The 23,272-nt window shown below is 29.3% G+C and carries 21 protein-coding genes and 1 other annotated feature; of the genes, 8 read left to right on the top strand and 13 right to left on the bottom strand.

Translation table 11 applies throughout. The annotated features are described in order from the left end of the window. Nucleotides 1-50: 50 nt before the first annotated feature. The 3 genes from Q0V15_RS00105 to Q0V15_RS00095 all read left to right on the top strand — a co-directional run bounded on the left by Q0V15_RS00105 (nt 51) and on the right by Q0V15_RS00095 (nt 2,274). On the top strand, nt 51-575 hold the full coding sequence (locus tag Q0V15_RS00105; RefSeq protein ID WP_297434956.1) for a DUF4364 family protein: 525 nt from the start codon (nt 51-53) through the stop codon (nt 573-575). A gap of 27 nt (nt 576-602) precedes the next feature. Further along, nucleotides 603-1,730, top strand: coding sequence for an AI-2E family transporter (locus Q0V15_RS00100; protein WP_297434955.1), 1,128 nt, complete (start codon nt 603-605; stop codon nt 1,728-1,730). Between the two features lie 124 nt (nt 1,731-1,854). Continuing rightward, a complete protein-coding gene (locus tag Q0V15_RS00095; RefSeq protein WP_297434954.1) occupies nt 1,855-2,274 on the top strand; it encodes a hypothetical protein in 420 nt (139 codons plus the stop codon). A 23-nt stretch (nt 2,275-2,297) separates the two neighbouring features. Here the strand turns inward: Q0V15_RS00095 and Q0V15_RS00090 are convergent, their stop codons facing one another. The 3 genes from Q0V15_RS00090 to Q0V15_RS00080 form a co-directional block, all read right to left on the bottom strand. Then, nucleotides 2,298-2,936, bottom strand: a complete 639-nt coding sequence (locus Q0V15_RS00090; RefSeq protein ID WP_297434953.1) for a hemolysin III family protein — start codon at nt 2,934-2,936, stop codon at nt 2,298-2,300. A gap of 91 nt (nt 2,937-3,027) precedes the next feature. Then, entirely contained in the window at nt 3,028-4,320 is a 1,293-nt protein-coding gene (locus Q0V15_RS00085; RefSeq protein ID WP_297434952.1) for a folylpolyglutamate synthase/dihydrofolate synthase family protein, read from the bottom strand. A 27-nt stretch (nt 4,321-4,347) separates the two neighbouring features. Further along, nucleotides 4,348-6,990, bottom strand: a complete 2,643-nt coding sequence (locus Q0V15_RS00080; protein ID WP_297435042.1) for a valine--tRNA ligase — start codon at nt 6,988-6,990, stop codon at nt 4,348-4,350. Nucleotides 6,991-7,165: 175 nt separating this feature from the next. After that, nucleotides 7,166-7,378: a binding site (T-box leader), on the bottom strand. 174 nt (nt 7,379-7,552) lie between these two features. Here Q0V15_RS00080 and Q0V15_RS00075 point away from each other — a divergent pair. Continuing rightward, a complete protein-coding gene (locus Q0V15_RS00075) occupies nt 7,553-7,912 on the top strand; it encodes a tetratricopeptide repeat protein (protein ID WP_297434951.1) in 360 nt (119 codons plus the stop codon). Nucleotides 7,913-7,958: 46 nt separating this feature from the next. On the opposite strand, the gene Q0V15_RS00070 is transcribed toward Q0V15_RS00075, so the two are convergent. Genes Q0V15_RS00070 through Q0V15_RS00060 form a run of 3 tightly spaced genes read right to left on the bottom strand, consistent with a single transcriptional unit; the run spans nt 7,959 to nt 10,995 of the window. After that, a complete protein-coding gene (locus Q0V15_RS00070; RefSeq protein ID WP_297434950.1) occupies nt 7,959-9,101 on the bottom strand; it encodes a transglutaminase family protein in 1,143 nt (380 codons plus the stop codon). Continuing rightward, nucleotides 9,091-9,747: a recombination regulator RecX gene (gene recX, locus Q0V15_RS00065; RefSeq protein ID WP_297434949.1), complete on the bottom strand. Its 657-nt coding sequence runs from the start codon at nt 9,745-9,747 to the stop codon at nt 9,091-9,093. Before recX ends, Q0V15_RS00070 begins: the two co-directional genes overlap by 11 nt. Before the next feature lie 3 nt (nt 9,748-9,750). Further along, nucleotides 9,751-10,995 carry a pitrilysin family protein gene (locus tag Q0V15_RS00060; protein ID WP_297434948.1) on the bottom strand — a complete coding sequence of 415 codons (1,245 nt, stop codon included), beginning with the start codon at nt 10,993-10,995 and terminating at the stop codon, nt 9,751-9,753. Nucleotides 10,996-11,106: 111 nt separating this feature from the next. Between Q0V15_RS00060 and Q0V15_RS00055 the strand changes: the two genes are divergently transcribed. Then, nucleotides 11,107-11,790 (top strand): response regulator transcription factor, encoded by a 684-nt coding sequence (locus Q0V15_RS00055; protein ID WP_297434947.1) that lies wholly within the window; start codon nt 11,107-11,109, stop codon nt 11,788-11,790. Next, nucleotides 11,780-13,291: a HAMP domain-containing sensor histidine kinase gene (locus Q0V15_RS00050; protein ID WP_297434946.1), complete on the top strand. Its 1,512-nt coding sequence runs from the start codon at nt 11,780-11,782 to the stop codon at nt 13,289-13,291. Before Q0V15_RS00055 ends, Q0V15_RS00050 begins: the two co-directional genes overlap by 11 nt. Before the next feature lie 27 nt (nt 13,292-13,318). On the opposite strand, the gene Q0V15_RS00045 is transcribed toward Q0V15_RS00050, so the two are convergent. From Q0V15_RS00045 to Q0V15_RS00030, 4 genes are all read right to left on the bottom strand, one after another. Continuing rightward, the gene (locus Q0V15_RS00045; protein WP_297434945.1) at nt 13,319-15,355 is read right to left on the bottom strand and encodes a sodium-translocating pyrophosphatase; all 2,037 of its coding nucleotides are present in this window, start codon (nt 15,353-15,355) and stop codon (nt 13,319-13,321) included. Between the two features lie 150 nt (nt 15,356-15,505). Continuing rightward, entirely contained in the window at nt 15,506-16,255 is a 750-nt protein-coding gene (locus Q0V15_RS00040) for a DUF262 domain-containing protein (protein ID WP_297434944.1), read from the bottom strand. Between the two features lie 150 nt (nt 16,256-16,405). Next, the gene (locus tag Q0V15_RS00035; protein WP_297434943.1) at nt 16,406-16,549 is read right to left on the bottom strand and encodes a hypothetical protein; all 144 of its coding nucleotides are present in this window, start codon (nt 16,547-16,549) and stop codon (nt 16,406-16,408) included. Between the two features lie 50 nt (nt 16,550-16,599). Next, nucleotides 16,600-17,442 carry a MerR family transcriptional regulator gene (locus tag Q0V15_RS00030; RefSeq protein WP_297434942.1) on the bottom strand — a complete coding sequence of 281 codons (843 nt, stop codon included), beginning with the start codon at nt 17,440-17,442 and terminating at the stop codon, nt 16,600-16,602. Nucleotides 17,443-17,543: 101 nt separating this feature from the next. On the opposite strand from Q0V15_RS00030, the gene Q0V15_RS00025 reads away from it, so the two are divergent. Further along, nucleotides 17,544-18,887, top strand: coding sequence for an MATE family efflux transporter (locus tag Q0V15_RS00025; protein ID WP_297434941.1), 1,344 nt, complete (start codon nt 17,544-17,546; stop codon nt 18,885-18,887). A 27-nt stretch (nt 18,888-18,914) separates the two neighbouring features. Here Q0V15_RS00025 and Q0V15_RS00020 read toward each other — a convergent pair whose 3' ends face one another. Next, on the bottom strand, nt 18,915-20,480 hold the full coding sequence (locus Q0V15_RS00020; protein WP_297435041.1) for a ClC family H(+)/Cl(-) exchange transporter: 1,566 nt from the start codon (nt 20,478-20,480) through the stop codon (nt 18,915-18,917). Nucleotides 20,481-20,905: 425 nt separating this feature from the next. Between Q0V15_RS00020 and Q0V15_RS00015 the strand changes: the two genes are divergently transcribed. Further along, the gene (locus Q0V15_RS00015) at nt 20,906-21,859 is read left to right on the top strand and encodes an L-lactate dehydrogenase (protein ID WP_297434940.1); all 954 of its coding nucleotides are present in this window, start codon (nt 20,906-20,908) and stop codon (nt 21,857-21,859) included. A 100-nt stretch (nt 21,860-21,959) separates the two neighbouring features. On the opposite strand, the gene Q0V15_RS00010 is transcribed toward Q0V15_RS00015, so the two are convergent. Both Q0V15_RS00010 and Q0V15_RS00005 read right to left on the bottom strand, forming a co-directional pair. Further along, a complete protein-coding gene (locus Q0V15_RS00010; RefSeq protein ID WP_297434939.1) occupies nt 21,960-22,718 on the bottom strand; it encodes an exodeoxyribonuclease III in 759 nt (252 codons plus the stop codon). Between the two features lie 95 nt (nt 22,719-22,813). Further along, nucleotides 22,814-23,119 carry a hypothetical protein gene (locus Q0V15_RS00005; RefSeq protein ID WP_297434938.1) on the bottom strand — a complete coding sequence of 102 codons (306 nt, stop codon included), beginning with the start codon at nt 23,117-23,119 and terminating at the stop codon, nt 22,814-22,816. Between the last annotated feature and the right edge of the window lie 153 nt (nt 23,120-23,272).

The following is a 23,272-nucleotide window of genomic DNA, read 5'->3' as shown; positions in this document are numbered from 1 at the left end:
TGCTATAATTATTTTAAGTATTGTATCAAGGTTATGGAGGAAAAAAAGAAATGTATGATAACACTGTAGAACTTGCAGAAAATAAGCTTTTACTTTTATATATAATAAAATCTATACGATATACTATATCTAATTCAAAGCTTACTGATATAGTTTTAGAACATAGTTTTATTAACTATTTTACACTTCAACAGTATATAGCAGAGTTAGAAAAGTCTAACTTTATTAAACTAGAAGTAACTGATAACAAGGAACTTGTCCTTCTTACAAAGAAAGGTGATTCTGTTCTTGACTTATTCAATGACAGGCTATCTCCTGGAAAGATTAAATCAATAGATGACTATCTTTCTGAGCAAATAGATTCAATAAAAAATGAACTTAACATATTTGCCGACTATACTCCAGATAATAATGATTCATTTTCAGTAAATCTAAAAGCAATTGAGGGGAATTGTACGTTGCTCGATTTAAATGTTAGTGTTCCAACAAAGGCACAGGCTAAGGAATTATGTTCTAAGTGGAAAGGTAATTCATCAGTTATATATACTAAAATAATGGAAGCTCTTATAGAGTAACTACGCTACATCAAAGGGGGACAAATTTTGTTTAAAAAATTCAAATTACACTTTAATTTAATTCCAATAATATTAATTTCTATATTAATATTAAAAACAGTATTTAGTATTGAAATTATCTTTAAAGGTTTCTTTGCAGATATGCTTTCAATCTTGACTCCATTCTTTTGGGCATTTGGAATAGCATATTTATTAAACCCACTTATGCTATTTATCGAGAAAAAGTTTAAACTTAAACGTAGTCTTAGTATTCTAATATGCTATATAGTTACTGTTATAGTATTTATATTCTTATTACTTGTAATACTTCCGACTATACTTAATAGCTTATCTGATTTAGCAGATAATATAACTGCTTATATGCATACGGCCGAAAGTTTTATAACAGAGTTTTTCACTGACTTTAGTAAAAGTTCACCTGAAATCTCACAAAAACTTGAATCTTCAGTTCTTGATACATTCAAAGCTGTAAGTAGTGCTTTTGCTGGATTTGCTGGAACATTAGTTGGTCAAACTATTGCTTTCACATCTTCATTTGTTAAATTTATATTTGGATTTATTATCTCAATATATATGTTAGCTGAAAAAGATAAACTTATAGATGGTACTAAAAAAGTGGTAAATGCTTTATTCTCAAATAATAAAGCTAAATTCGCATTAGACTTTTTAGAAGACTCTAACTATTTATTTTCAAGATTCATTGTTGGTAAAACAATAGATTCTCTTATAATCGGAATTATGTGTTATGTTGGATTACTTCTAATGCAAGCACCGTTTGCTGCATTAATAGCTCTAATAGTTGGTATTACAAATATGATACCTTACTTTGGGCCATTTATAGGTATGGTTCCAGCATTCATCTTAACACTGTTTGTAAGCCCTACTATGGCAATATGGGTTTTATTCTTTATCTTCCTTCTTCAACAATTTGACGGATGGTATCTAGGACCTAAAATACTTGGTGATAAAGTTGGAGTTTCTCCACTACTTATCATTTTTGCTGTAACAGTAGGTGGTGGACTTGGTGGAATTCTTGGAATGTTTATAAGTGTTCCAATTGCTGCACTAATCCGAAACTATGCAGTTAGATATTTAGACTATAGATTAAAAAATAAAAAAGCACTAAAAAAAACAGATGAACATATTAATAGGTAATAACTTAAATATCTATTAAATATGAAATCTAATATTATCACTTAAGCAAAAGACAGAAGTAATTTTTACTTCTGTCTTTTCATATATTTAAATAAATATTTAGTAAAGGAGTTATCAATAATTTATGAAAAACAAATCTAATTTTTTTGATAAACTATCTCTAAAGACTCTTAACTTTAGTAATGGTACTATATCAAACTCAAAAGATAATTTATTAATCTTTATAGGTGTTTTATGGCTTGCTTGTGGACTATTAAGAGAAACTACTCTTATAAACTATTTACCTATAAGATTTTTTCTTGGTATTGCCCCTAATTTATTTGCACCATTTTTATTTTTTGTATTTTTTAAAAATTTATTTTTTAAAAAGTCTATCTGCACTAAAAGAGATTCTATTATAATTATTACTTCAATTTTTGTACTTGGATTTATATCAGAAATTATCCATCACTTTTTTATAAATAGTCCTTTTGATATTTTTGATATGATTGCTACACTTTTAGCATCTATAACAATTTACTTAATATACAACAAAAACTCGTAGATTTTAAATCTACGAGTTTTTTACTATACTATTTTCATAATTGCAAAATAGTGGAATATACTTCCAATCATAACAAATATATGCCATATTGAATGGTTATATCTCCAATTATCTTTTGCAAAAAATATACACCCTGATGTATATGAAAGACCTCCACATACAAGCAGAACAAGCGTTGTCATATCAACCCCATTATATAATCCTTTAATATCAATAACTATAAGCCATCCCATTAAAATATATAAATATGTTGATACTTTAGTAAATCTATTCAAGCAAACAGCTTTTAAAACCACTCCAAGAATTGTAATTACCCAAACACTACCAAGCATATACCATCCCAGTCCATCTCTTAAAACAATAAGCATAAATGGTGTATATGAACCAGCTATTAAAATAAATATAGATGAATGATCTATAATTCTAAAAACTTTTTTGCAAGTTTTTCCTGGTATACTATGATACAGTGTAGAACCTAGATAAAGTATAATTAATGATGCTCCATATATGCTAACACTAACTATTTTATATGGATCTCCTGTAAAGGCAGCCATTATTATAAGTACCACAGCACCTGCAATTGCAAGTAATAGTCCAACACCATGAGTTATAGCATTAGCTATTTCTTCACCTAGTGTATAAAAATTCATTTCATCACTCATAAATCTCCCCCCTTTTAAATCTATTATTACTTAAATCTTATCATAATATATTAACTATATCATTACTAAGACTTTAATAATTTACTCAAATTTAAGAATTTTTGATTACAGTTCTCATATCACCAATCATATATAGTGAACCACATACAAGAATTAAATCATCTTTTCCTGCAATTTCTAATGCTTTTTTATAAGCTTTTTCATAGTCTAAAATTTTCTCATATGGTTTTTCAAGCTTTTCTAGATATTCACCCATTTCATCTATACTTTTAGCTCTATCATTATGAGGTTCTGTTAAAATAATAAATTTTGAAATCTCTGATATATCAGAAACCATTTTTTCAACTTCTTTATCTCCAAGTATTCCAAGAACTAAAATTATATTTTTATAGTTAAAATACTTAGATACTGAATTTTTAAGACTATTTATACCATCAAGATTATGAGCACCATCAATTACTACAAGAGGAGTTTTTTTCATAACTTCCATTCTACCAATCCATTTTGCTTTAGATAGTCCATTTTTTATTGTATCATCAGATATTTTCCTAACTTTTTTTGAAAATTCATCAATAACATTAATTGCTACAAGTGTATTTTTCACCTGATGATCACCAAGAAGAGTATGTTCAACTTCAACTTCTCTACCATTTAAATTATAAGTTATAATTTGAGTATTTCTCTCTTTATTACTTACTACTTCTTTTATATCACCTAAATTTGTTTTTATAAGAGTTACGCCTCTTTTTATGCAAACTTCTTCTATAACTTCCATAGCTTCACTTACTTGTGGATATGAAATAACAGAAGTATTTTTAATTATCCCACACTTCTCAAATGCAATCTCTTTTATAGTATTACCAAGTATATTCATATGGTCTTTGCTTATTGAAGCTATCACACTAATTAGTGGATTATCTATAACATTCGTAGCATCAAGTCTTCCTCCAAGTCCTACTTCTATAACTGCATAATCAATTTTTTCTCTTGAAAAATATAAAAACATAAGTGTTGTTATAATTTCAAATTGTGTAGGGTCATCAAAACCATCTGCTATTACGCTCTCAATAATATCTTTTATTTCTGTTACAAGACTTGCTAACTTCTCTTTTGGTATATTTACCCCATTTACTTGTATTCTTTCTTCAAATTCTTCTAAATAAGGAGAGGTATACATTCCTATTGTATACCCCTCCTCTTTTAAAATTGAAGAAATCATAGCAGTTGTTGAACCTTTACCATTCGTACCTGCAATATGAATACATTTAAAATCATTTTGTGGGTTGCCTAGATGAGAAAGCATAGCTTTAACTCTATCTAGACCAAAATTCATACCAAAGCGTGAAGTGCTAGCTATATATTCCATAGCCTCTTCATACCTCATAAATTCCCCTCCTATATTAATTTTAAATTACTTTAAAGCTTCTAATCTTTCAAGAACTGCTTCAAGCATTTCTTTATATTTATCACCTTTAGCTTTTTCTTCTGCAACAACCGCTTCTGGTGCTTTACTTACAAATCTTTCATTAGAAAGTTTTTTCTCAACTCTTAATATTTCACCTTCTAATTTCTTTTTCTCATTTCCAAGTCTTTCAAGTTCTTGATCTTTATCAACAAGCTCTAGTAATGGTAAGAATAACTCTCCACCTTTAACAACAACTGAAACTAAATTTTTATCTAAGTTTTCTTTATTGTCTAAGAACTCAACTTCTGATGCTGAAGCAAGTTTTTCAAGGTAAGCTGATCCATTTTTAAATGCTTCCTTAGCTTCTTCTGATGCAAATGCAAATACCTTAGCTTTTCTTGAAGGTGGTACATTCATACCAGCTCTTAAGTTTCTAAGAGATTTTATAGCTTCCATTATGAACTCCATATCTTTCTCTGCTTTAGTATCAACCATAGCTTCTTCACATACAGGCCAAGCAGAAATCGTAATTGAATCACATTCTGTGCTAAGGTGTGTGAATATCTCTTCTGTGATAAATGGCATAGCTGGGTGAAGAAGTTTAAGTCCTGTTGTTAAAACAGTATATAATACATTAAATACTCTTCCTTTTTCAGCTTCATCCTCACCATATAATACTGGTTTAACTAATTCTATATAGTAATCACAGAACTCTGTCCATAAGAAATCATGTACTTTTTGAAGTGCTATTCCTAGCTCAAACTTCTCTAAGTTATCTGTTACTTCTGAAACTACTGAGTTCATTCTTGATAATATCCATTTATCAGCTAAGCTATAATCTTTATTATCTTTATATTTTTCCATTAAATCTCTATCAAGGTTCATCATAACAAATCTTGAAGCATTCCAAATTTTATTAGCGAAGTTTCTTGCAGCTTCAACTCTGCTTGGAATATATCTAATATCGTTTCCTGGTGAATTTCCTGTTATAAGCATGAATCTTAAAGCATCTGCTCCAACTTCATCTATAACCTCTATAGGATCTACTCCATTACCAAGAGATTTACTCATTTTTATTCCATTTTCATCTCTTATTATTCCATGCATTAATACAGTATCAAATGGTATTTTGCCTGTACATTCAATTCCTGAGAATATCATTCTAGCAACCCAGAAGAATATGATATCATAACCAGTTACAAGTGTAGCTGTTGGATAGAAGAAATCAAAATCTTCTGTTTTCTTAGGCCATCCAAGTGTTGAGAAAGGCCAAAGTGCTGAACTAAACCATGTATCAAGCACATCAGTTTCTTGCTCTAAGTTTTCTGATTTACAGTGTTCACAGCATGATGGTGCTTCAGTTGCAACAGTTATCCCACTACAATCTTTACAGTACCAAACTGGTATTCTATGTCCCCACCATAATTGTCTTGAAATACACCAATCTTGGATATTTTCCATCCAGTTAAAGTATGTTTTTTCAAATCTTTCTGGTACAAACTTAAGTTCTTTCTCTTTAACTACTTCAATAGCAGGTTTTGCAAGAGTTTCCATTTTAACATACCATTGCTTTGATATGATTGGCTCAACTACAACTCCACATCTATCATGAGTTCCTACATTATGACTATGAGGTTTAACTTTAACAAGTAAACCTTGTGCATCTAAATCTGCAACAATAGCTTTTCTTGCATCATATCTATCTAATCCTTGATATTTTCCACCAAGTCCATTGATAACTCCTGCATCATCCATAATTCTTATAATTGGAAGGTCATGTCTTTGTCCAACTGCAAAGTCATTAGGATCATGAGCAGGTGTAATTTTAACTGCTCCTGTTCCAAACTCAGCATCAACATAATCATCTGCTATTACTGGAATTTCTTTTCCTACAAGTGGTAATATAAGCATTTTTCCAACAAGGTGCTTATATCTTGAATCTTCTGGGTTTACAGCAACTGCTGTATCTCCAAGTAAAGTTTCAGGTCTTGTTGTAGCAATTTCTAAGAATTCATCTGAACCAGCTACTGGATATTTAATATGCCAGAAGTGACCTTCTTTTTCTTCATGTTCAATTTCTGCATCTGATAAAGCAGTTTGACACTTAGTACACCAGTTAGTTATTCTATTTCCTTGGTATATAAGACCTTTCTTATATAATCTTACAAATACTTCTCTAACAGCTTCACTAACATTCTCATCCATTGTGAATGTATCTCTTGTATAATCAGCAGAACATCCAAGTTTTTGAACTTGACCTCTGATAGTTGCTCTATACTCCTCTGCCCATTCCCAAACTTTTTCAAGGAAAGCTTCTCTTCCCATTTCTTTCTTGTAAAGACCTTGCTTTATAAGTTCATTCTCAACCTTAACTTCAGTTGCGATACTTGCATGGTCTTCTCCAGGAAGCCATAAAGTTTCAAACCCTTGCATTCTTTTAAATCTTATAAGAATATCTTGAAGTGTATTATCAAGTGCGTGTCCAAGGTGTAATTTACCTGTTATATTTGGTGGTGGCATTATTACTGTATAAGGCTTTTTAGTCTTATCAGCTTTTGGTGTAAAGTATTTTTTCTCCATCCACTCTGCATATAATCTGTCTTCAAATTCTTTTGGATCATAAGTTGTTGCTATATTTTGGCCATTCATTTTATCCATAAAAAATCCTCCTCTTTATTTTAAGCTACTGCTTATTATTTCATCTAATTATTTACAAGCTCTATTTTTAGATTTCAAATTATTATTTTACACTCTACTATCATAAAATAATATAGTTTAAATAGTAATTTCCCCCTAAAAAAGTATAAAAAAATACCCTCATCCTCAAAAGGACGAAAGTTCGCGGTACCACCTTTTTTCCCTCATAGATATAAGGGCTCTCTATAATAACGACAGAATTGCCGTCTTTAGTTACTTAATTTCACCAAAGAAACTCAAAAGCTACCTTCAAGATATCAAATATAAAAATCTTACAGCCAATGGATTTTCTCTCTAAAATATTTTTCCTATCTTTACTCCTCTTTATCAAAGTTTGTAAATATTCAATTATATTTAATATAATACTATTCACGCCTGTATACTGTCAACAATTTTAAGAAAAAATAAATATAGAATAAATTTCTACACTTGACATATTATTTATATAAAGACGTATATTCTAAAAAAAACTCGTCAATAATATAACATATGAATTATTCTTAGGAGGTTTAATATGAATTATTTTTCAAAGGCTAATGAATTTTATAATAATCAAGATTATGCCATTGCATTAGATTATTATACAAAAGCTATTGATAGCAGTCAGTATGAATCACACTCATATTATAATGCTGGTGTTTGTTATATAAAGTTAAAAGAATTTGATAAAGCCATAGAGATGATTTCTTCAGCTTTAAAATACTGTAAGGAATCAAAGTATTTTTTTAATCTTGCATATTGTTACTCAATGAAACAAGATAATCAAAAAGCATTAAGATTATTTAACCTTGCTTGGGCTCTTGATAATACAGATAGAGAATGTGAAAAAGCCATAAGGCTTATTAGCAAAAAATTATATGATGCAAAAATATAGAAAAAACCTATCTTTTAGAGAAATCTAAAAGATAGGTTTTACTATTTTACCATTGCCCAATTATTTTACTATCTCTATGTGTGTCATAAAAATCTGTTGTTGCAAAATAATCTCCTGAACTTGCAAAAGTTGTGTCTACTGGAATCCACTTTTTCTCACTTGGTATATAAACTTCATTCCAAGCATGTGGTCCCCATGATGTTCCTGTATATCCTTCACCAGAAACCATCCTTACTTTTAATCCTACTTCTCTTGCCATTGCTGTATACAAACTAGCATAGTCAAAACAAACTCCTGTACGAGTATCAAATGCTTCAATTGCACCTGATTTAACACCTTTTCCTTTATCTACTGTTATTTCTTCTGCTTTAGCATCATCATAAGTTATATTACTTCCTACCCAGTTATATAATGCTCTAGATTTCTCTATAGCATCAGTATCTCCACTAACAAGCTCTTTAGCTTTAGCATCAATAGCTGAATTACTAGTAATCGCTTGGTCTAATGTTACACCATTATAATAAACAATGACATTTTCTTCATCCTCATGCGTTCCTGTTTTAGAATTTGCTGATATAAGGTCATCACCTTTAGTGAACTCAAAATCATTAAAAGGGTTATTACTATTGTTAACTTTTACACTTTCAAATCCTTCTAATGCATGAGATACAAATGCTGACTCTCCTTTTATCGGTAATATTCCTTTTACTGATAAAAGAACAAATATACTAGCTACTATAAGGCAGTATGATATAGCCGTTGGAATATTAAAAATCATCCCATCAAAACTTGATTTTTTTCTTCGTTTTATAATTTTTTTACTCTCAATCTTATTCACTTTATTTATAAGATATACTCTTCTAAACATTCCTAAAAATATATTTAAAATTATATATATTATAATTATTGAAATAGCATATATTGCAACTGTAAGAATATATGCTGTAAAAGATGGTGAAATAATATATGTATCAACATATGATACAAGTCTTGCTATCCCTTTATCTGCAAGTGAATTAGTTTGGATTATATAATAAGTTATAAATGCTCCTATATATGCAAATATAACTCTCACCCCAAATAAAAAATCAGATAAAAGTTCTTTTTTATCAAACTTTTTAAAACTAGCTGCGATAATCGTTATAAAAAATATCGCTATAAGTAATATGTCTAGATAACTAGCCTTCATAATACTCCTCCTCAAAACCATCATTTGTTACTTTTTTTACAATCTTTGAAACTAAATCAAAAGCATAACCTTTAGTAACTAAAAATCTATAAAGCTTTTGCGATAATTTATATTTATCAGTTTCTCTTTTTGCTAAAATATCATACCTTTTTTTTGCTAGGTTAAGTGCTGCTATAAATTCTGCATCTTCATCAATATTCTCTTCAAAGCCTAGTTTTATAATATCAACACTTATCCCTTTTCTTATAAGATCATACTTTATTTTATTTTGTCCCTGTGATTTTACTCTATCTCTAATATACATTCCAACATATTTACTATCATCAATATATGAGTATTCTTTTAAAAAGGCAATTGCACTAGCACATGCCTCTTCTTCATACCCCTTTTCTAATAGTTTTTTATAAACTTCATTTTCTGATTTTTGACTTCTCTCTATAATTCTAATTGCTGTCGCTTTGCATTTTTTCACTTCATCAGCTATTAATATTTTTTTTATTTTAGCAAGGTCAATTCCTTCCCCCTGCTTTAAATTTTCTTTATAAACAAATTCAGAGTTACATGCAAATGTAAATTCTCCATCTACATATACATTTACTCTTTCTTGATTTCTTTTTTGAATTTCTATACTTGTTATTTTATTCATGTCTTATTCCTCTGATTTTAAAATATGAACAGTTGGAGCTACTAAATATTTATTTGCGACTCTAGTTATATCATCTCTTTTTAGACTATTAAGCTTTTGCATATCCTCTGTAAACTCATCAAGCTTTAGTCCTTCAAGACTTTGACTGATAACATAAGAACAAAGTTCTAATGAGTCCTCAAGTGTTGATAATACTGCTGTTTTATGAATCTTTTTCATAAGATTTAAAGTTTTATCATCAATTTTAATAACTTCATTTTTCACGTCTTCTATAATCTCATCAATAGCTTCCTTACTTTCATCTACTGATTCTTCACCAACTGCTATGAAAATATTCATAAGCTTTATATGTTTACTTAAATCAATTCCTGTATACACATCATAGGCAAGTCCTCTATTTTCTCTAAGTTCTCTAAATAATATTGAGTTTGAACTCTCTCCAAGTTTATGATTAAGTATTTTTAATGCCATTTCATCTCTTTCTTCAACATTATTAAGTGAATATAAATATGAAATTGTATTTTGCTCTATTTGTTTTTTATAAGTTATAAATACACCCTCAACATTTTTTTCATCTTCTATACTAATCTTACTTGCACATACACCTTTCCATTCTTTAAATATATCTTCTATCATCCCCATAGCTTTATCATGTTCCATTGAACTAACTAAAACTACTGTTGTATTATCTGGTGTATAATAATTTTTATAATAACTCAAAAGTTGTTCTCTTTTAAAACTTGCAACACTTTTCTCAGTACCTAGAACATCATATCTTAGTGCTGATGTTTTAAATGCAAGTTCATTAAGTCTTCTAAAGCTTAAATCCTCAACACTATCTTTACTACCTCTAATCTCTGCAAGTACTACACCTTTTTCTCTTTTAATTTCCTTTTTATCAAAAACTGAGTTCATAACCATATCTGCAATAATATTTGTAGCATTTCCAATCTCATCTTCTAAAGAACTTGCACTATACACAGTTGTTAAATTATCTGTATATGCATTATAGTCCCCACCTAAAAATTCTAAGTCCGTATTAAGAACTTCATTATCTCTCTTTACAGTTCCTTTAAACATCATATGTTCTAAGAAATGAGAAATTCCTTTTTCACTTTCTTTTTCATAAAGTGAACCTATATTAATTCCAACATTTACTGCTGCTATATTCGTATTTTTCTTAACTGTTATAATTTTCAAACCATTGTTTAATGTTTTAACTTTATTATCAAAATTCCATTTATCCATAAAAATCTCCATTTTATCTTCTCTATTTACTATATTTCTTACTATATTCTAATTTTCATTGTATAATAATAATTATGATTAACGCAATATAAATTTGGGGTGATTTTTAAAATGAATAAAAATATACTAATAGTTGAGGATGAACTTAGAATAAGAATTCTCCTGCGTGACTACTTTAGAAAGGGTGGATTTAATATCCTTGAAGCTAGTGATGGAGAGGAAGCTCTTAGAAATTTTTCTGAAAATAATATAGACATTGTCATACTTGATATAATGATGCCTAAAATTAATGGTTTTGATGTATGTAAGACTATAAGATCAGTTTCAAATATACCTATAGTGTTACTTACAGCAAGAGAAGAAGAAGAAGATAAACTACATGGCTACGAACTCGGTGCTGATGATTATGTTACTAAACCATTTAGTCCAAAAGTACTTGTAGCAAAAGTAAACGCTTTACTTAAAAGAACTGAAAATATAAATATAAATAAAAACCTATCTGATTTTGACGGCTTAAAAATAAATAAACTTTCTCATGAAGTAGCTCTTGATGAGAATATACTTGCATTATCACCAAAAGAATACGATTTACTCCTTTATTTAACATCTAATAAAGGAATTGCATTATCAAGGGATAAAATTTTAGACAATGTTTGGGGATATGATTATTTTGGAGATATCCGAACAGTAGATACAAACATAAAAAGACTTAGAGAAAAACTTTTACATAAATCTTCATATATTACAACAGTAAGAGGAAGTGGATATAAATTTGAAGTTAAAGATGAAAAATAGTATTTCAAAAAAATTAATACTTATAATCTTTGCATTAATATCATCACTTGTAATTGGATTTATGATATTTCAAAGTTTTTTCTTTCAAATGTACTATACAGACAAAAAAAGTGATGATTTGCAAAACTCTGTTTTAAAATTTAGAACTACGTACCAATTCAAAGCAGCTACTAATCCAAAAGAACTAGATGCTGCTATGGCTCTTTTTGATATTGAAAATACAGCTAAAATAGCCATTTACTCAACTGATGGTAAGCTTCGGTATATAGTTGGTGAAAATGCTAATCCTAGCCTTGAATCAACGTTAAATAGCATATTTAATAAACTATACTATGATAAAAGATATACAAACCAATTAATTGAATCAAATAAAATAATTACCACTCTTTTATCAAGTGATACAAATGAAAAACATATTGTATCTATGGCTCCATTTTCACTCTATCACCAAAATGATTCTGTGCTTATAGCCATATCACCACTTAGACCAATACAAGAAGCTAGTGTAATAATGAATGATTTTTATAAAGCAATATTTTTTGTACTTATATTTATATGCCTTATACTAGCATATATATTTTCTAACTTAATTTCTAAACCACTACTTAAATTAAATGAAACTGCTAAAAAAATGAGTAGCATGGATTTTTCTGAAAAATGCGTAGTCAAAAGAAATGATGAAATTGGTAGCCTTGCTACTTCTTTAAATATTCTATCAACTACACTCTCAGATGCTCTTGAAGATTTAAAAATCAAAAACAATCACTTAGAGCAAGAAATTGCAAAAGAAAGAGAAGTTGATAAATTTAGAAAAGATTTTATAGCTGGAGTATCTCATGAGCTTAAAACTCCTATCGGAATAATTTCTGGATATGCTGAAGGACTAAAAGATGGTATTGCTGATGATGAATCTCGTGATATATATCTTGATGTAATTATTGATGAGGCTTCTAAAATGAATAAACTTGTACTTGATATGTTGAACCTTACAAAACTTGAATCAGGTAAAACAGATTTATTAATATCAGATTTCTCTTTAAAAGAAGTTGTTCTATCAATAATAGCTAAGCATAAAAATAATTTTTCTGGAAATAAGCTTAAATTAACACTTAATATTGATAAGGATGATAGTTTTTATACCCTTGGCGACTCATTTAAAATTGAGCAAGTTATAACTAACTTTGTAACCAATGCTATAAAATATAGTCCTACTAATGCAAGTATAAACATAAGGCTTATAAGAGAATCCACTAAAGTTATATTTTATATAGAAAATACAGATGTTACCTTAACTGAAGATACTCATAGCAAAATTTGGACACAGTTCTTTAGAGCTGATAATTCTAGAAACAGAGATAGTGGAAGTACAGGTCTTGGGCTTTCTATTTCTAAAAACATTCTAGAACTTCATCATAGTGATTTTGGTTCTAGAAATACAGAGAATGGAGTTTTATTCTACTTCTCACTTAGCACAACAAAAAAATCAGACATCTTAAATTAGATGCCTGATTTTTATTTATATATTTACTTAAAAAAATAATTTTCCAATTATATTACCATATTCTAATATAACACTTGCAAAAACTACTGATACGATAGTCATAAGTTTTATTAGAATATTCATAGAAGGCCCAGAAGTGTCCTTAAATGGATCTCCAACTGTATCCCCTACCACTGCTGCCTTATGTGCCTGACTTCCTTTTCCACCATGCTCACCTGATTCTATATACTTTTTAGCATTATCCCAAGCACCACCTGCATTAGACATAAATATTGCAACTAAAACTCCTGAACCAACTCCACCTGCTATTGTTCCTGCTAAAGCTTCAACTCCAAATAATAAACCTACGCTAAGTGGAATAACTATTGCAAGTATTCCTGGTAATATCATTTGCCTTAGTGCTGCTGCTGTCGAGATATCAATACATCTTTTATAATCTGGTTTCTCTGTTCCATCCATAATACCTTTCTTTTCTCTAAACTGTCTTCTAACTTCTTCAACCATCTCTGTAGCTGCAATTCCTACTGCCTCCATAGTTAAAGCTCCAAAAAGGAATGGAAGCATACAACCTATTAAAAGTCCCACAAGTGTTAATGGGTTTAATAAATTTATAGTATCAATTTTAACAGCCTGTGCATATGAGGCAAAAAGTGCTAAAGATGTAAGTGCTGCTGATCCAATTGCAAAACCTTTTCCAATTGCCGCTGTGGTATTTCCAACTGAATCAAGTTTATCTGTTATATCTCTAACATCTTCATCAAGTCCTGCCATCTCAGCAATCCCTCCAGCATTATCTGCTATTGGTCCATAAGCATCAACTGAAATTATAGTTCCTGATGTTGCAAGCATTCCAACAGCTGATAAAGCTATTCCATATAGTCCCATATTGGGCTCTTGCATTCCTCCCATTGCTGCATATGAAACAATTATTCCTGCACCTATAACAATAATAGGTAAAACAGTAGATTTCATTCCTACTGCAAGCCCTTGAATAATATTAGTAGCTGCTCCTGTTTCTGATTTATCAGCTATTGATTTTACAGAAGCATACTCACTTGATGTATATACCTCTGTAATTTTCCCAATTATAGTTCCAACTGTTATTCCAACTATAACTGCAATAAATGGTTTCATACTAGTCAAAAGCATATTACTTAAAACCCCTGCAAAAACTATCATAATAGCAACTGCAATATACATACCTATATTTAAAACTTTTTGTGGATTATCAACTTTAGAAACTTTAACATAAAAAATCCCTATTATTGAAGCTATAATTCCTGCGGCTGAAATAAGTATTGGGAAAATCAAAGCATTTTCCATTCCAATATTTCCACTCACAGCAAGTCCAAGTGTTATTGCTGCAATTATTGAACCAACATAAGACTCAAATAAATCAGCTCCCATTCCTGCAATATCACCAACATTATCACCAACATTGTCTGCTATAACAGCTGGATTTCTTGGGTCATCCTCTGGAATTCCAACTTCAACTTTTCCAACAAGGTCAGCTCCAACATCTGCTGCCTTTGTATAAATCCCACCACCAACTCTAGCAAATAAAGCTATTGAAGATGCTCCAAGTCCAAAACCTGTTATACTATCCACACCAATTTTATCAAGACCAAAAATAACTACAAGCATAGCAAGCCCAAGTATTCCAAGTCCTACTACACAAAGTCCCATAACTGCTCCACCTGAAAATGCTACTGATAAAGCTTCCTTTTGTCCTTTTCTAGCCCCCTCAGTAGTTCTAACATTAGCTTTAACACCAATTTTCATTCCTGCATATCCAGCAAAACTAGAAAAAACTGCTCCTAGAATAAAACTAATAGCTGTTTTAAAGCTTAAAAATATACAAATAACGACAGCTATAACAGCAACAAAAACGCTTATATACTGATATTCTTTTTTCAAAAATGCCATAGCACCTTCTGAAATACATCCAGCAATTTCTCTCATCTTCTCATTACCATCAGGTTTAGCACTCACCTCTTTTGCTATAAAGAATGCTATAATAAGAGCAAATATTGCTATAAGTATAACTATAACCATTGGATTCATAAATTAACCCTCCATATATATTTATTCCTTAATATATATTCAAAAGTTTCTTCTTTTAGTAAGTAAAAACAACATTTTTTGATAAAATTCTTATGTAACCTACTAAAAAGAAAAAAGACTTTACTAAATGCATTAGTAAAATCTTTTTTGCTATGTTAGTGCTTTGCTTAAATCATCCCTATTAAAAACAGACCCTATAGAATTATGCCTTGTTACAATATCACAAATATCATTTCTATTATATAATCCATCACTATCAACATCATCAAGCAGTGCAAAACAAACTATTTCTTTAACTGTAAAACAGTTTATAAGCTTATCTAAATTATCATCAATTATATTTTTAATTTCTTGACTAAATTCTTCTTTAGCTTCTTTTTCAATTCTAGCTATAGCATTTCTTCTATTAGCATTATTTTTTTTATCTGAGTTTATAATTTCTTTTACCTTAACCCAGTAATCTTCCTTTTCATCATCATCCATAAACTTAAAATCATATTTTAGTCCTTTATCATTAGATTTATACCCACTTAGAACATTAAAATATAATTCTTTTCCATTATAGCTACCATTGAGCCCTATATATAAACTTTGTAGTCTTTGCTGTCCATCTAAAACCAAAAGTTTTTGATTTTCTGTTATTGCTTCTGGATTACTATTTATATTTACACCTTCGCTATAAGTATTTACAAATCTTCTGTAATTAATAGGTTTCTTAGTTTTTAAAACTAGAAATGTACCAATTGGGTATTCTCTCATAATGCTATCAGCAATAGCCTCTATTTGTTCTTCTCTCCAAACAAACTCTTTTTCTATGTTTGGAAGCCAAAAACCACCTTGCTCGATAGGGTTATTAAAATATGTTATAACTCTTTTTACAGATATACTTTCATATCTCATTTACATCCCTCCAATATACTTAGATATATAATTCTATGTATTAATATAGCCATCTTATTCTGTTTTTAGACATAAAAAAAAGATTTAGCATTAAAAATAATGCCAAATCTTTATGAAAACCTTATACTCTTTTTAATAATACTATCGATTTTAAGAAAATCTATTTTTAGTATTATCAAATCTTTCCTCAAAAGTATTATTGTTATTTATATTCTGTTTAAGTTGATTACTATCACCTTTTGTAAACTCATTTAAATTATCAAACTTAGCTTTTTTCTTTTTATTTTTTCCCATACTATCTTCACTCCTCTTTCAATTAGTTACTACTAGTATTATCACTATCTCTAAATTTTATTAGAGGTATTTTTATCCTTAACTTCTATTTGTATCTCAGTTATAAAATCATCTTTATTAGAAGTTTCATGTATATCAATCTTATAAACCTCTATTATATCACCCATTATAGTAAGTTCATTTTCATTTACATACTTGAACATAAAATCTAAAACTTCTTCTTTTTTAGAATAATCTCCCTTATATGTATAACATAAATACTTACCTTCATTAAAACTCATATTACTATAATCATTTTTTTCTATATTATTACTCTTTAAAAAACAAAAAACACTTTTATAATAGTTATATTCTCCACATTTAACCTTATCAAGTGAAAATATTGAACCAATATTATTATTTCCAAGAATATTAAACTTCTCTTCAAACTTTTCATGTAATTTTTTTATAAGAAAATCTGCTTCTTCATCCCTTTTTATATTTCCATTTAACCTTATAGCTTTTCGCTCTGGTATATCTCTAAGTTCTATCATTCCAATTTTTTCAGAAGTACTTTCTCTCTTTATTATATTAACTCTCTCTGAAACTTCTTTTCTTTTTTTCTTAAACTCACTTATTTTTCTATCTAAAATATCTACTTCTTCATTAAAAATATCTATTGTAGACTCTGTTGATCTATTATCAATATACTCCTTTATTCTACTCATTGGAAAATTTAAAGCTCTAAGTTCCTTTATAAGGTTTAACTTCCATATATCATTTATACTATAAAGCCTATATGAATTTTCATCCCTTATTGGCTTTAAAATACCAAGTCTTTCATAGTACATAAGCGAATCTTTTCCTATATCATATATCTTTGATATCTCACCAATTTTATAATATTCTTTCATAAAATATTCCCCCTTAAAATTAATTTTCCACTTTTAGTAAATTAACCTATTGACTATAGTATTATACCATAGTTTAGTATGGTATATAAGGAAGTGATAAAATGAGCTCGCAAGAGAAGAAATCTCTTAAAAAACAATTTTTCAATTATTTAATCCCATCAATCTGTGCGATGTGGGTGTTTTCATTATATACTATCATCGATGGTATATTTGTAGGTAAATATGTTGGACCATCAGCACTAGCTGCTGTAAACATATCAATGCCATTTATTAATATTATATTTGCTGTGTCTATACTTTTTGCCATAGGATCATCGACAATTATAGCTATGTACCTTGGTAAAAAACAAGCTAATAAAGCAAATTCAACTTTCACACTTGGACTTGTGTGTCTTATCACAATAAGTATCGTGACTTTTATACTAATATATTTTAATATTGATTCATTTGCATATTTCTTAGGTGCGGAACCTAATAATATAAATTTAGTCCTAAAATATTTAAAAACAATAGTGTTTTTCAATGGTTTCTTTATGATTTCATATTATTTAGAAGTTTTATGTAAGACTGATGGCTCACCATACCTATCAATTATAGCCGTTGGTGTAGCTGCTCTTACAAATGTTTTACTTGATTATATATTTATAGCAAAACTTAATATGGGAATTGAAGGAGCAGCTTTTGCTACTGGACTTTCTCAGATTTTATCTGGTGCAATATTCTTAAGCCATTTCCTTAGTAAAAGATCTACTCTTAAATTTGCTAAATTTAAAATTAACTTTAAGCAAATTCTAAGAATTGTTACTATTGGATTCCCTGATTCATTAACTGAACTTGCTGCTGGTATTGTTATATTATTATTCAATAAGTATATTTTAATGTATATCGGAGAAAATGGTGTTGTTGCCTATAGTATTATAAGTTATACAAGTTCACTTGTTCTTATGACAATGATTGGTATAACTCAAGGAATGCAACCACTTGTAAGTTATTATTTTGGAAAAGGTTCTATAAAATCAGTACGTTATTTATTTAAAATGAGTATTACTGCAATTTTAATTGCATCAATTACTACATTTTTACTAACAAATGTTTTCACATCAAGTATAGTTTCAATCTTTATAGATGGATCTGATCCATCTCTAAATAATTTAGCTAATATTTCTCTAAAAATATATAGCCTTACCTTCCTACTTATGGGATTCAACATTATCATATCAGGATTCTTTTCTGCGATTGAAAAGCCTGCTATTGCTACTGTAATTTCACTTTCAAGAGGAATAGTAATAATTATTGCAGTTCTATTTATCTCTACAAAATTACTTGGAGCGAATGGAATCTGGATATCAACACCTATAACTGAACTTCTATGTCTTGGAATTTCAGTTATTAGTATAAAAAGAGCATTGGGACATAGTCTAAATGTACAAAAAAAGGTAGCCTAGTTTTAAAAACTAGACTACCTTTCTCTTTTACTCTATATCATCAATTACGTATCTATTAGCAACTGATATTCTCTCTAAAATCTCAAACATTTCTGCTTCTTTAGTTTCACTAGCCATAACAACAAGATAATCTCCTGCAATTACTTTAGTGTAGCCTCTTGGTATAATTTCTTTTTCTCCTCTTTTAATTGAAACAAGAAGACAACATTCTGGAAGATTTAAATCTTTAACAAGATTACCTTCTACAATTGATCCAACTTCAACAACAGTTTCTATTAAAGTTTTATTACTCGAAATAATTTCACCTTTCTTATATCCAACTTTCACCAAAAGCCTATCAAGGAGAGTTTCATATATCGGCTCCATCTTTAATAAATCTGATACTGTATATGATACTATTACAACTATTGAAAGTGCTAGTAAATGCTCAAATGAACCTGTCATTTCCATTATTAGTACCATCCCAGTTATTGGTGCTTTTACTATTGATGCAAAATTCCCTGCCATTGCAAGAATTATAAAGTTCAGTATAAATATACTAGGAAGCCCAAGATAGTGACATATTATAATTCCAAATATATCTCCTATAACTCCACCAAGTACAAGGAGTGGGAAGAAAATACCTCCTGGTATACCTGAACCAAAACATAATATTGTAAATAAAAACTTAATTACAAGAAGTGCAAATAGCATAATAAGTGTATAGTTTCCATTTGGAAGACTCATAATAAACTGATGCCCACCACCAAGTAATACAGGAAGCGTTAAAGCTATAATTCCTGTAAGTAAAAATGGAATTATTACTTTAAATTCTACTGGTAATTTAATTTTTCCATATAAATTTTGAGCTACAACTATTCCTTTTGAAAAAATAGCACCACCTACTCCTATAATTAAACCAAGTACTATAAGTGTCCAATAATATTCAAGTGGCAATGTTTGCATTTGCACTCCAAAATCTAATGCAAGTCCCGCATGTAGTACTTGTCTTAATACAAAATCAGCACTAAGTGATGCTGTCATTGCAGATATTAAAACAATTGGCGAGAAATTTTTATGTACTTCTTCTAATGCAAAAATAACTCCTGATAACGGAGCATTAAATGCTGAGCTAAGTCCTGCTGATGCTCCAGCTGTAATTAAAAACTTTTGCTCTATGTTAATTCGTTTAAAAAGTTTTCCAAAACCTTGTCCAATAGATGCCCCCATCTGAACAGATGGACCTTCTTTACCTACTGATAATCCTGTTCCAAGAACTAAGATCCCACCAAAGAATTTATAGATTAATACTCTAATCCAACTTACTTTTAAATTTCTACTAAGTATACCCTCAACTTGTGGAATACCACTTCCTGCTATCATAGGTTCTTTTTTAACCATTCTACCAACAATAAGTCCACTTACTATTAGTAATGAGAAAACAACAACCATACCAGTATAGTCTTCTCTTGCCCAAGCATATAATTCCTTAAAATGTGAGAATAATAAATCAACTATAACTTTATTTAGTACCATGACTACCCCAGCAATCAGACCAACTAAAGCTCCTTCAATAATAAGTTTTGTCTTTAAATTCTTACGATTATTAAGCATATGTTTAATTTGTCCATGTTCCAAAACTCCACCCCTTCACAATATTCACATATTTTTAACATTTATATTTATAATCATTATATTACTTATTGCTCAGTTAAACAAAAAAAATTCACTCCAAATTAATGTATTTAAGGCTTTATTAGACCTTTATTTTAAAATAGCTTAATTATTCTTCACCTCTTATTTTTCTCTTTTTTAATCATTTTTACTTTTTTTCAAAGTTTTTTTGCCTAATTGTTAACAAACTTTGAATTGTCGAAAATCCATTGATTATGTCATTTTTATAGTATATAATCATAATATATGATAGGTTTGTACATAAAAACTTAAAACATTGTGTTTTTTATAACACAGTTGTTCATATCTTACTTAAGATAATAAATCTAAACATACTATAAGAAAAAACTTTAGGAGTGATTTTAATGATAAATAAAAAGACTAACAAAATCTCTATAATTGGAGCAGGATTCGTTGGATCAGCATCTGCTTACGCATTAATGATTCAATCATTAGCTTCAGAAATAGTTATAGTTGATATAAATAAAGAAAAAGCTGAAGGAGAGGCAATGGATCTTGCTCACGGAGCATCTTTCGTTAAATCTGTAAATGTAACTTCAGGAGATTATGCTGATACAGCTAACTCAGATATAGTTGTTATTACAGCTGGTGTTGGACAAAAACCAGGTGAAACAAGACTTGATTTAATAAACAAAAACGTTGGAGTATTTAATCAAATAATACCTCAAATCGTTAAATATAGCCCTAACTCAATATTATTAGTTGTTTCAAACCCAGTTGATATATTAACTCACATAGCTTACAAAATATCAGGATTCCCAAAAGAAAGAGTTATCGGATCAGGAACTGTTCTTGATACTGCAAGACTTAAGTACATGCTTGGTGAGCATTTAGAAATAGCTCCTCAAGATGTTAATACTTATATTGTTGGAGAGCACGGAGATTCAGAAATCGTTGCTTGGAGTTTAACAGATATTGCTGGTATGCCAGTTGATAAATACTGTGAATCACATGAAAAATGTGATACTACTATGAGAATTGAAATACCTGAGAAGGTTAAACATGCTGCTTATGAAATCATAAACAGAAAAGGATATACAAACTATGCTATCGGATTATCTGTTGCAAGAATAGTTGAAGCTATCTTAAGAGATGAAAATTCAATCCTTCCATTATCTTCATTATTCGAAGGTCAATATGGAATTAGTGATGTTCACTTAGCTATACCTACTATTGTTAATAGAGGTGGAGGAAGAAGAATTATCGAAATGCCTTTAAGTGTTTCAGAGCAGGCTAAATTAAAAGAATCAGGTGAGTTATTAAAATCTCACATAGCTGAATCTAACTTAATAAAATAATTCTATATCTGGACAGGTTGTTTTTCAACCTGTCCTTTTTTACCCTTTAAATATCAGATAAAAAAAATAAATGGCTGTATTATTTACAACCACCTATCTTTTAATCCATATACAAAACAACAGGACAATGATCTGAACCAAGTATATCATGATGTATGTCTGCGTCTTTTATTCTTTCTTTAAGTTTTTCTGATGCTAGGAAATAGTCAATTCTCCATCCTGCATTATTATTTCTTGCATTAGCTCTGTATGACCACCAAGAATATCGGCTTTTAACTTCTGGATAAAAATATCTAAAACTATCTACAAAACCTGATGTCATAAGAATATCCATCTTACCTCTCTCCTGCTGTGTAAATCCTGCACTATTTCTATTTGTCTTAAAGTTTTTAAGGTCTATCTCCTTATGTGCTACATTTAAATCACCACATACAACAACAGGCTTAATATTATCAAGCTTCATCATATACTCCCTAAATGCATCTTCCCACTCCATTCTATAATCAAGTCTTAAAAGTTCTGATTTAGAATTTGGTGTATAAACTGTTATCATATAGAAATCTTCAAATTCAAGTGTTATAACTCTACCCTCTTTATCATGTTCATCTATACCCATTCCATAACTTACGCTTATAGGTTCTTTTTTTGTGAATATAGCTGTTCCTGAATAACCTTTTTTCTCAGCATAATTCCAATACTGATGATAATCTTTAAGCTCTTCATCAAGGTTAATCTGACCTGCTTGAAGCTTACTTTCTTGAATACAAAATATATCAGCATTTTGTTCCTTAAAATACTCTATAAAGCCTTTTTTCACACAAGCTCTTATTCCATTTACATTCCATGATATTAATTTCATACAAATTCCTCCTGACTCTAATTTATGCTTTAAACTTAAATTTTCATTTAAATATTTAAAGTCTAAATCCTCATCTTCTCTTTAGTTTTTCTATTTTAGTCAATCTCAAATCCATATTGTCGAAGTGTTTCTCTGCTTTTCTCTTTTATATAATCTGAAAATAAACTCTTATATCTATCTTTTAAAACAAGATATTCTATGCTAAGGTCAAGTCTTCCTTTTCCCCAAAGTTTAGTAAATGTTGCTCTACCACCATTTTTTTCTATAACTTTTTCAACATAACTTATAAGCTCACTATTATCTTCAAACGCTTTTAAATCCATCTTTATTTTAAGTGAACAATTTATTTTTTCTTCAAGATTTTGCATTTCTCTATAAAACTCTTCATGTAAATTTTCCATCTTTCAACTCTCCTAAAATCTAAATAATTGGTTAATTATATAATATATTTTAATATATTTTGCGTAACTAAACTACTCTTTTATTCAATTATTTTATTTTTTCTGCCTCTACAACTGGATTTCCATTCATTTCTATAACTATATCCTCTATAA

Origin of the sequence: uncultured Clostridium sp. (assembly GCF_947036855.1) — a bacterium.
Lineage (GTDB): Bacteria > Bacillota > Clostridia > Clostridiales > Clostridiaceae > Sarcina.
Note: the sequence above shows the minus strand (reverse complement) of the source record. Positions and strands in the feature narration are given on the sequence as shown.

Bases quoted from the DNA above. Each gene is read 5' to 3' on its own strand.
- Q0V15_RS00040 (WP_297434944.1), bottom strand. From the start codon at position 16,255: ATGAGATATGAAAGTATATCTGTAAAAAGAGTTATAACATATTTTAAT.
- Q0V15_RS00060 (WP_297434948.1), bottom strand. From the start codon at position 10,995: ATGGATAAATGGAATTTTGATAATAAAGTTAAAACATTAAACAATGGT.
- Q0V15_RS00010 (WP_297434939.1), bottom strand. From the start codon at position 22,718: ATGAAATTAATATCATGGAATGTAAATGGAATAAGAGCTTGTGTGAAA.
- Q0V15_RS00020 (WP_297435041.1), bottom strand. From the start codon at position 20,480: ATGCTTAATAATCGTAAGAATTTAAAGACAAAACTTATTATTGAAGGA.
- Q0V15_RS00080 (WP_297435042.1), bottom strand. From the start codon at position 6,990: ATGAATGGCCAAAATATAGCAACAACTTATGATCCAAAAGAATTTGAA.
- Q0V15_RS00045 (WP_297434945.1), bottom strand. From the start codon at position 15,355: ATGAATCCAATGGTTATAGTTATACTTATAGCAATATTTGCTCTTATT.
- Q0V15_RS00105 (WP_297434956.1), top strand. From the start codon at position 51: ATGTATGATAACACTGTAGAACTTGCAGAAAATAAGCTTTTACTTTTA.
- Q0V15_RS00050 (WP_297434946.1), top strand. From the start codon at position 11,780: ATGAAAAATAGTATTTCAAAAAAATTAATACTTATAATCTTTGCATTA.
- Q0V15_RS00085 (WP_297434952.1), bottom strand. From the start codon at position 4,320: ATGAGGTATGAAGAGGCTATGGAATATATAGCTAGCACTTCACGCTTT.
- Q0V15_RS00005 (WP_297434938.1), bottom strand. From the start codon at position 23,119: ATGGAAAATTTACATGAAGAGTTTTATAGAGAAATGCAAAATCTTGAA.
- Q0V15_RS00070 (WP_297434950.1), bottom strand. From the start codon at position 9,101: ATGAAGGCTAGTTATCTAGACATATTACTTATAGCGATATTTTTTATA.
- Q0V15_RS00055 (WP_297434947.1), top strand. From the start codon at position 11,107: ATGAATAAAAATATACTAATAGTTGAGGATGAACTTAGAATAAGAATT.
- Q0V15_RS00015 (WP_297434940.1), top strand. From the start codon at position 20,906: ATGATAAATAAAAAGACTAACAAAATCTCTATAATTGGAGCAGGATTC.
- Q0V15_RS00075 (WP_297434951.1), top strand. From the start codon at position 7,553: ATGAATTATTTTTCAAAGGCTAATGAATTTTATAATAATCAAGATTAT.
- Q0V15_RS00025 (WP_297434941.1), top strand. From the start codon at position 17,544: ATGAGCTCGCAAGAGAAGAAATCTCTTAAAAAACAATTTTTCAATTAT.
- Q0V15_RS00090 (WP_297434953.1), bottom strand. From the start codon at position 2,936: ATGAGTGATGAAATGAATTTTTATACACTAGGTGAAGAAATAGCTAAT.
- Q0V15_RS00035 (WP_297434943.1), bottom strand. From the start codon at position 16,549: ATGGGAAAAAATAAAAAGAAAAAAGCTAAGTTTGATAATTTAAATGAG.
- Q0V15_RS00095 (WP_297434954.1), top strand. From the start codon at position 1,855: ATGAAAAACAAATCTAATTTTTTTGATAAACTATCTCTAAAGACTCTT.
- Q0V15_RS00030 (WP_297434942.1), bottom strand. From the start codon at position 17,442: ATGAAAGAATATTATAAAATTGGTGAGATATCAAAGATATATGATATA.
- recX (WP_297434949.1), bottom strand. From the start codon at position 9,747: ATGAATAAAATAACAAGTATAGAAATTCAAAAAAGAAATCAAGAAAGA.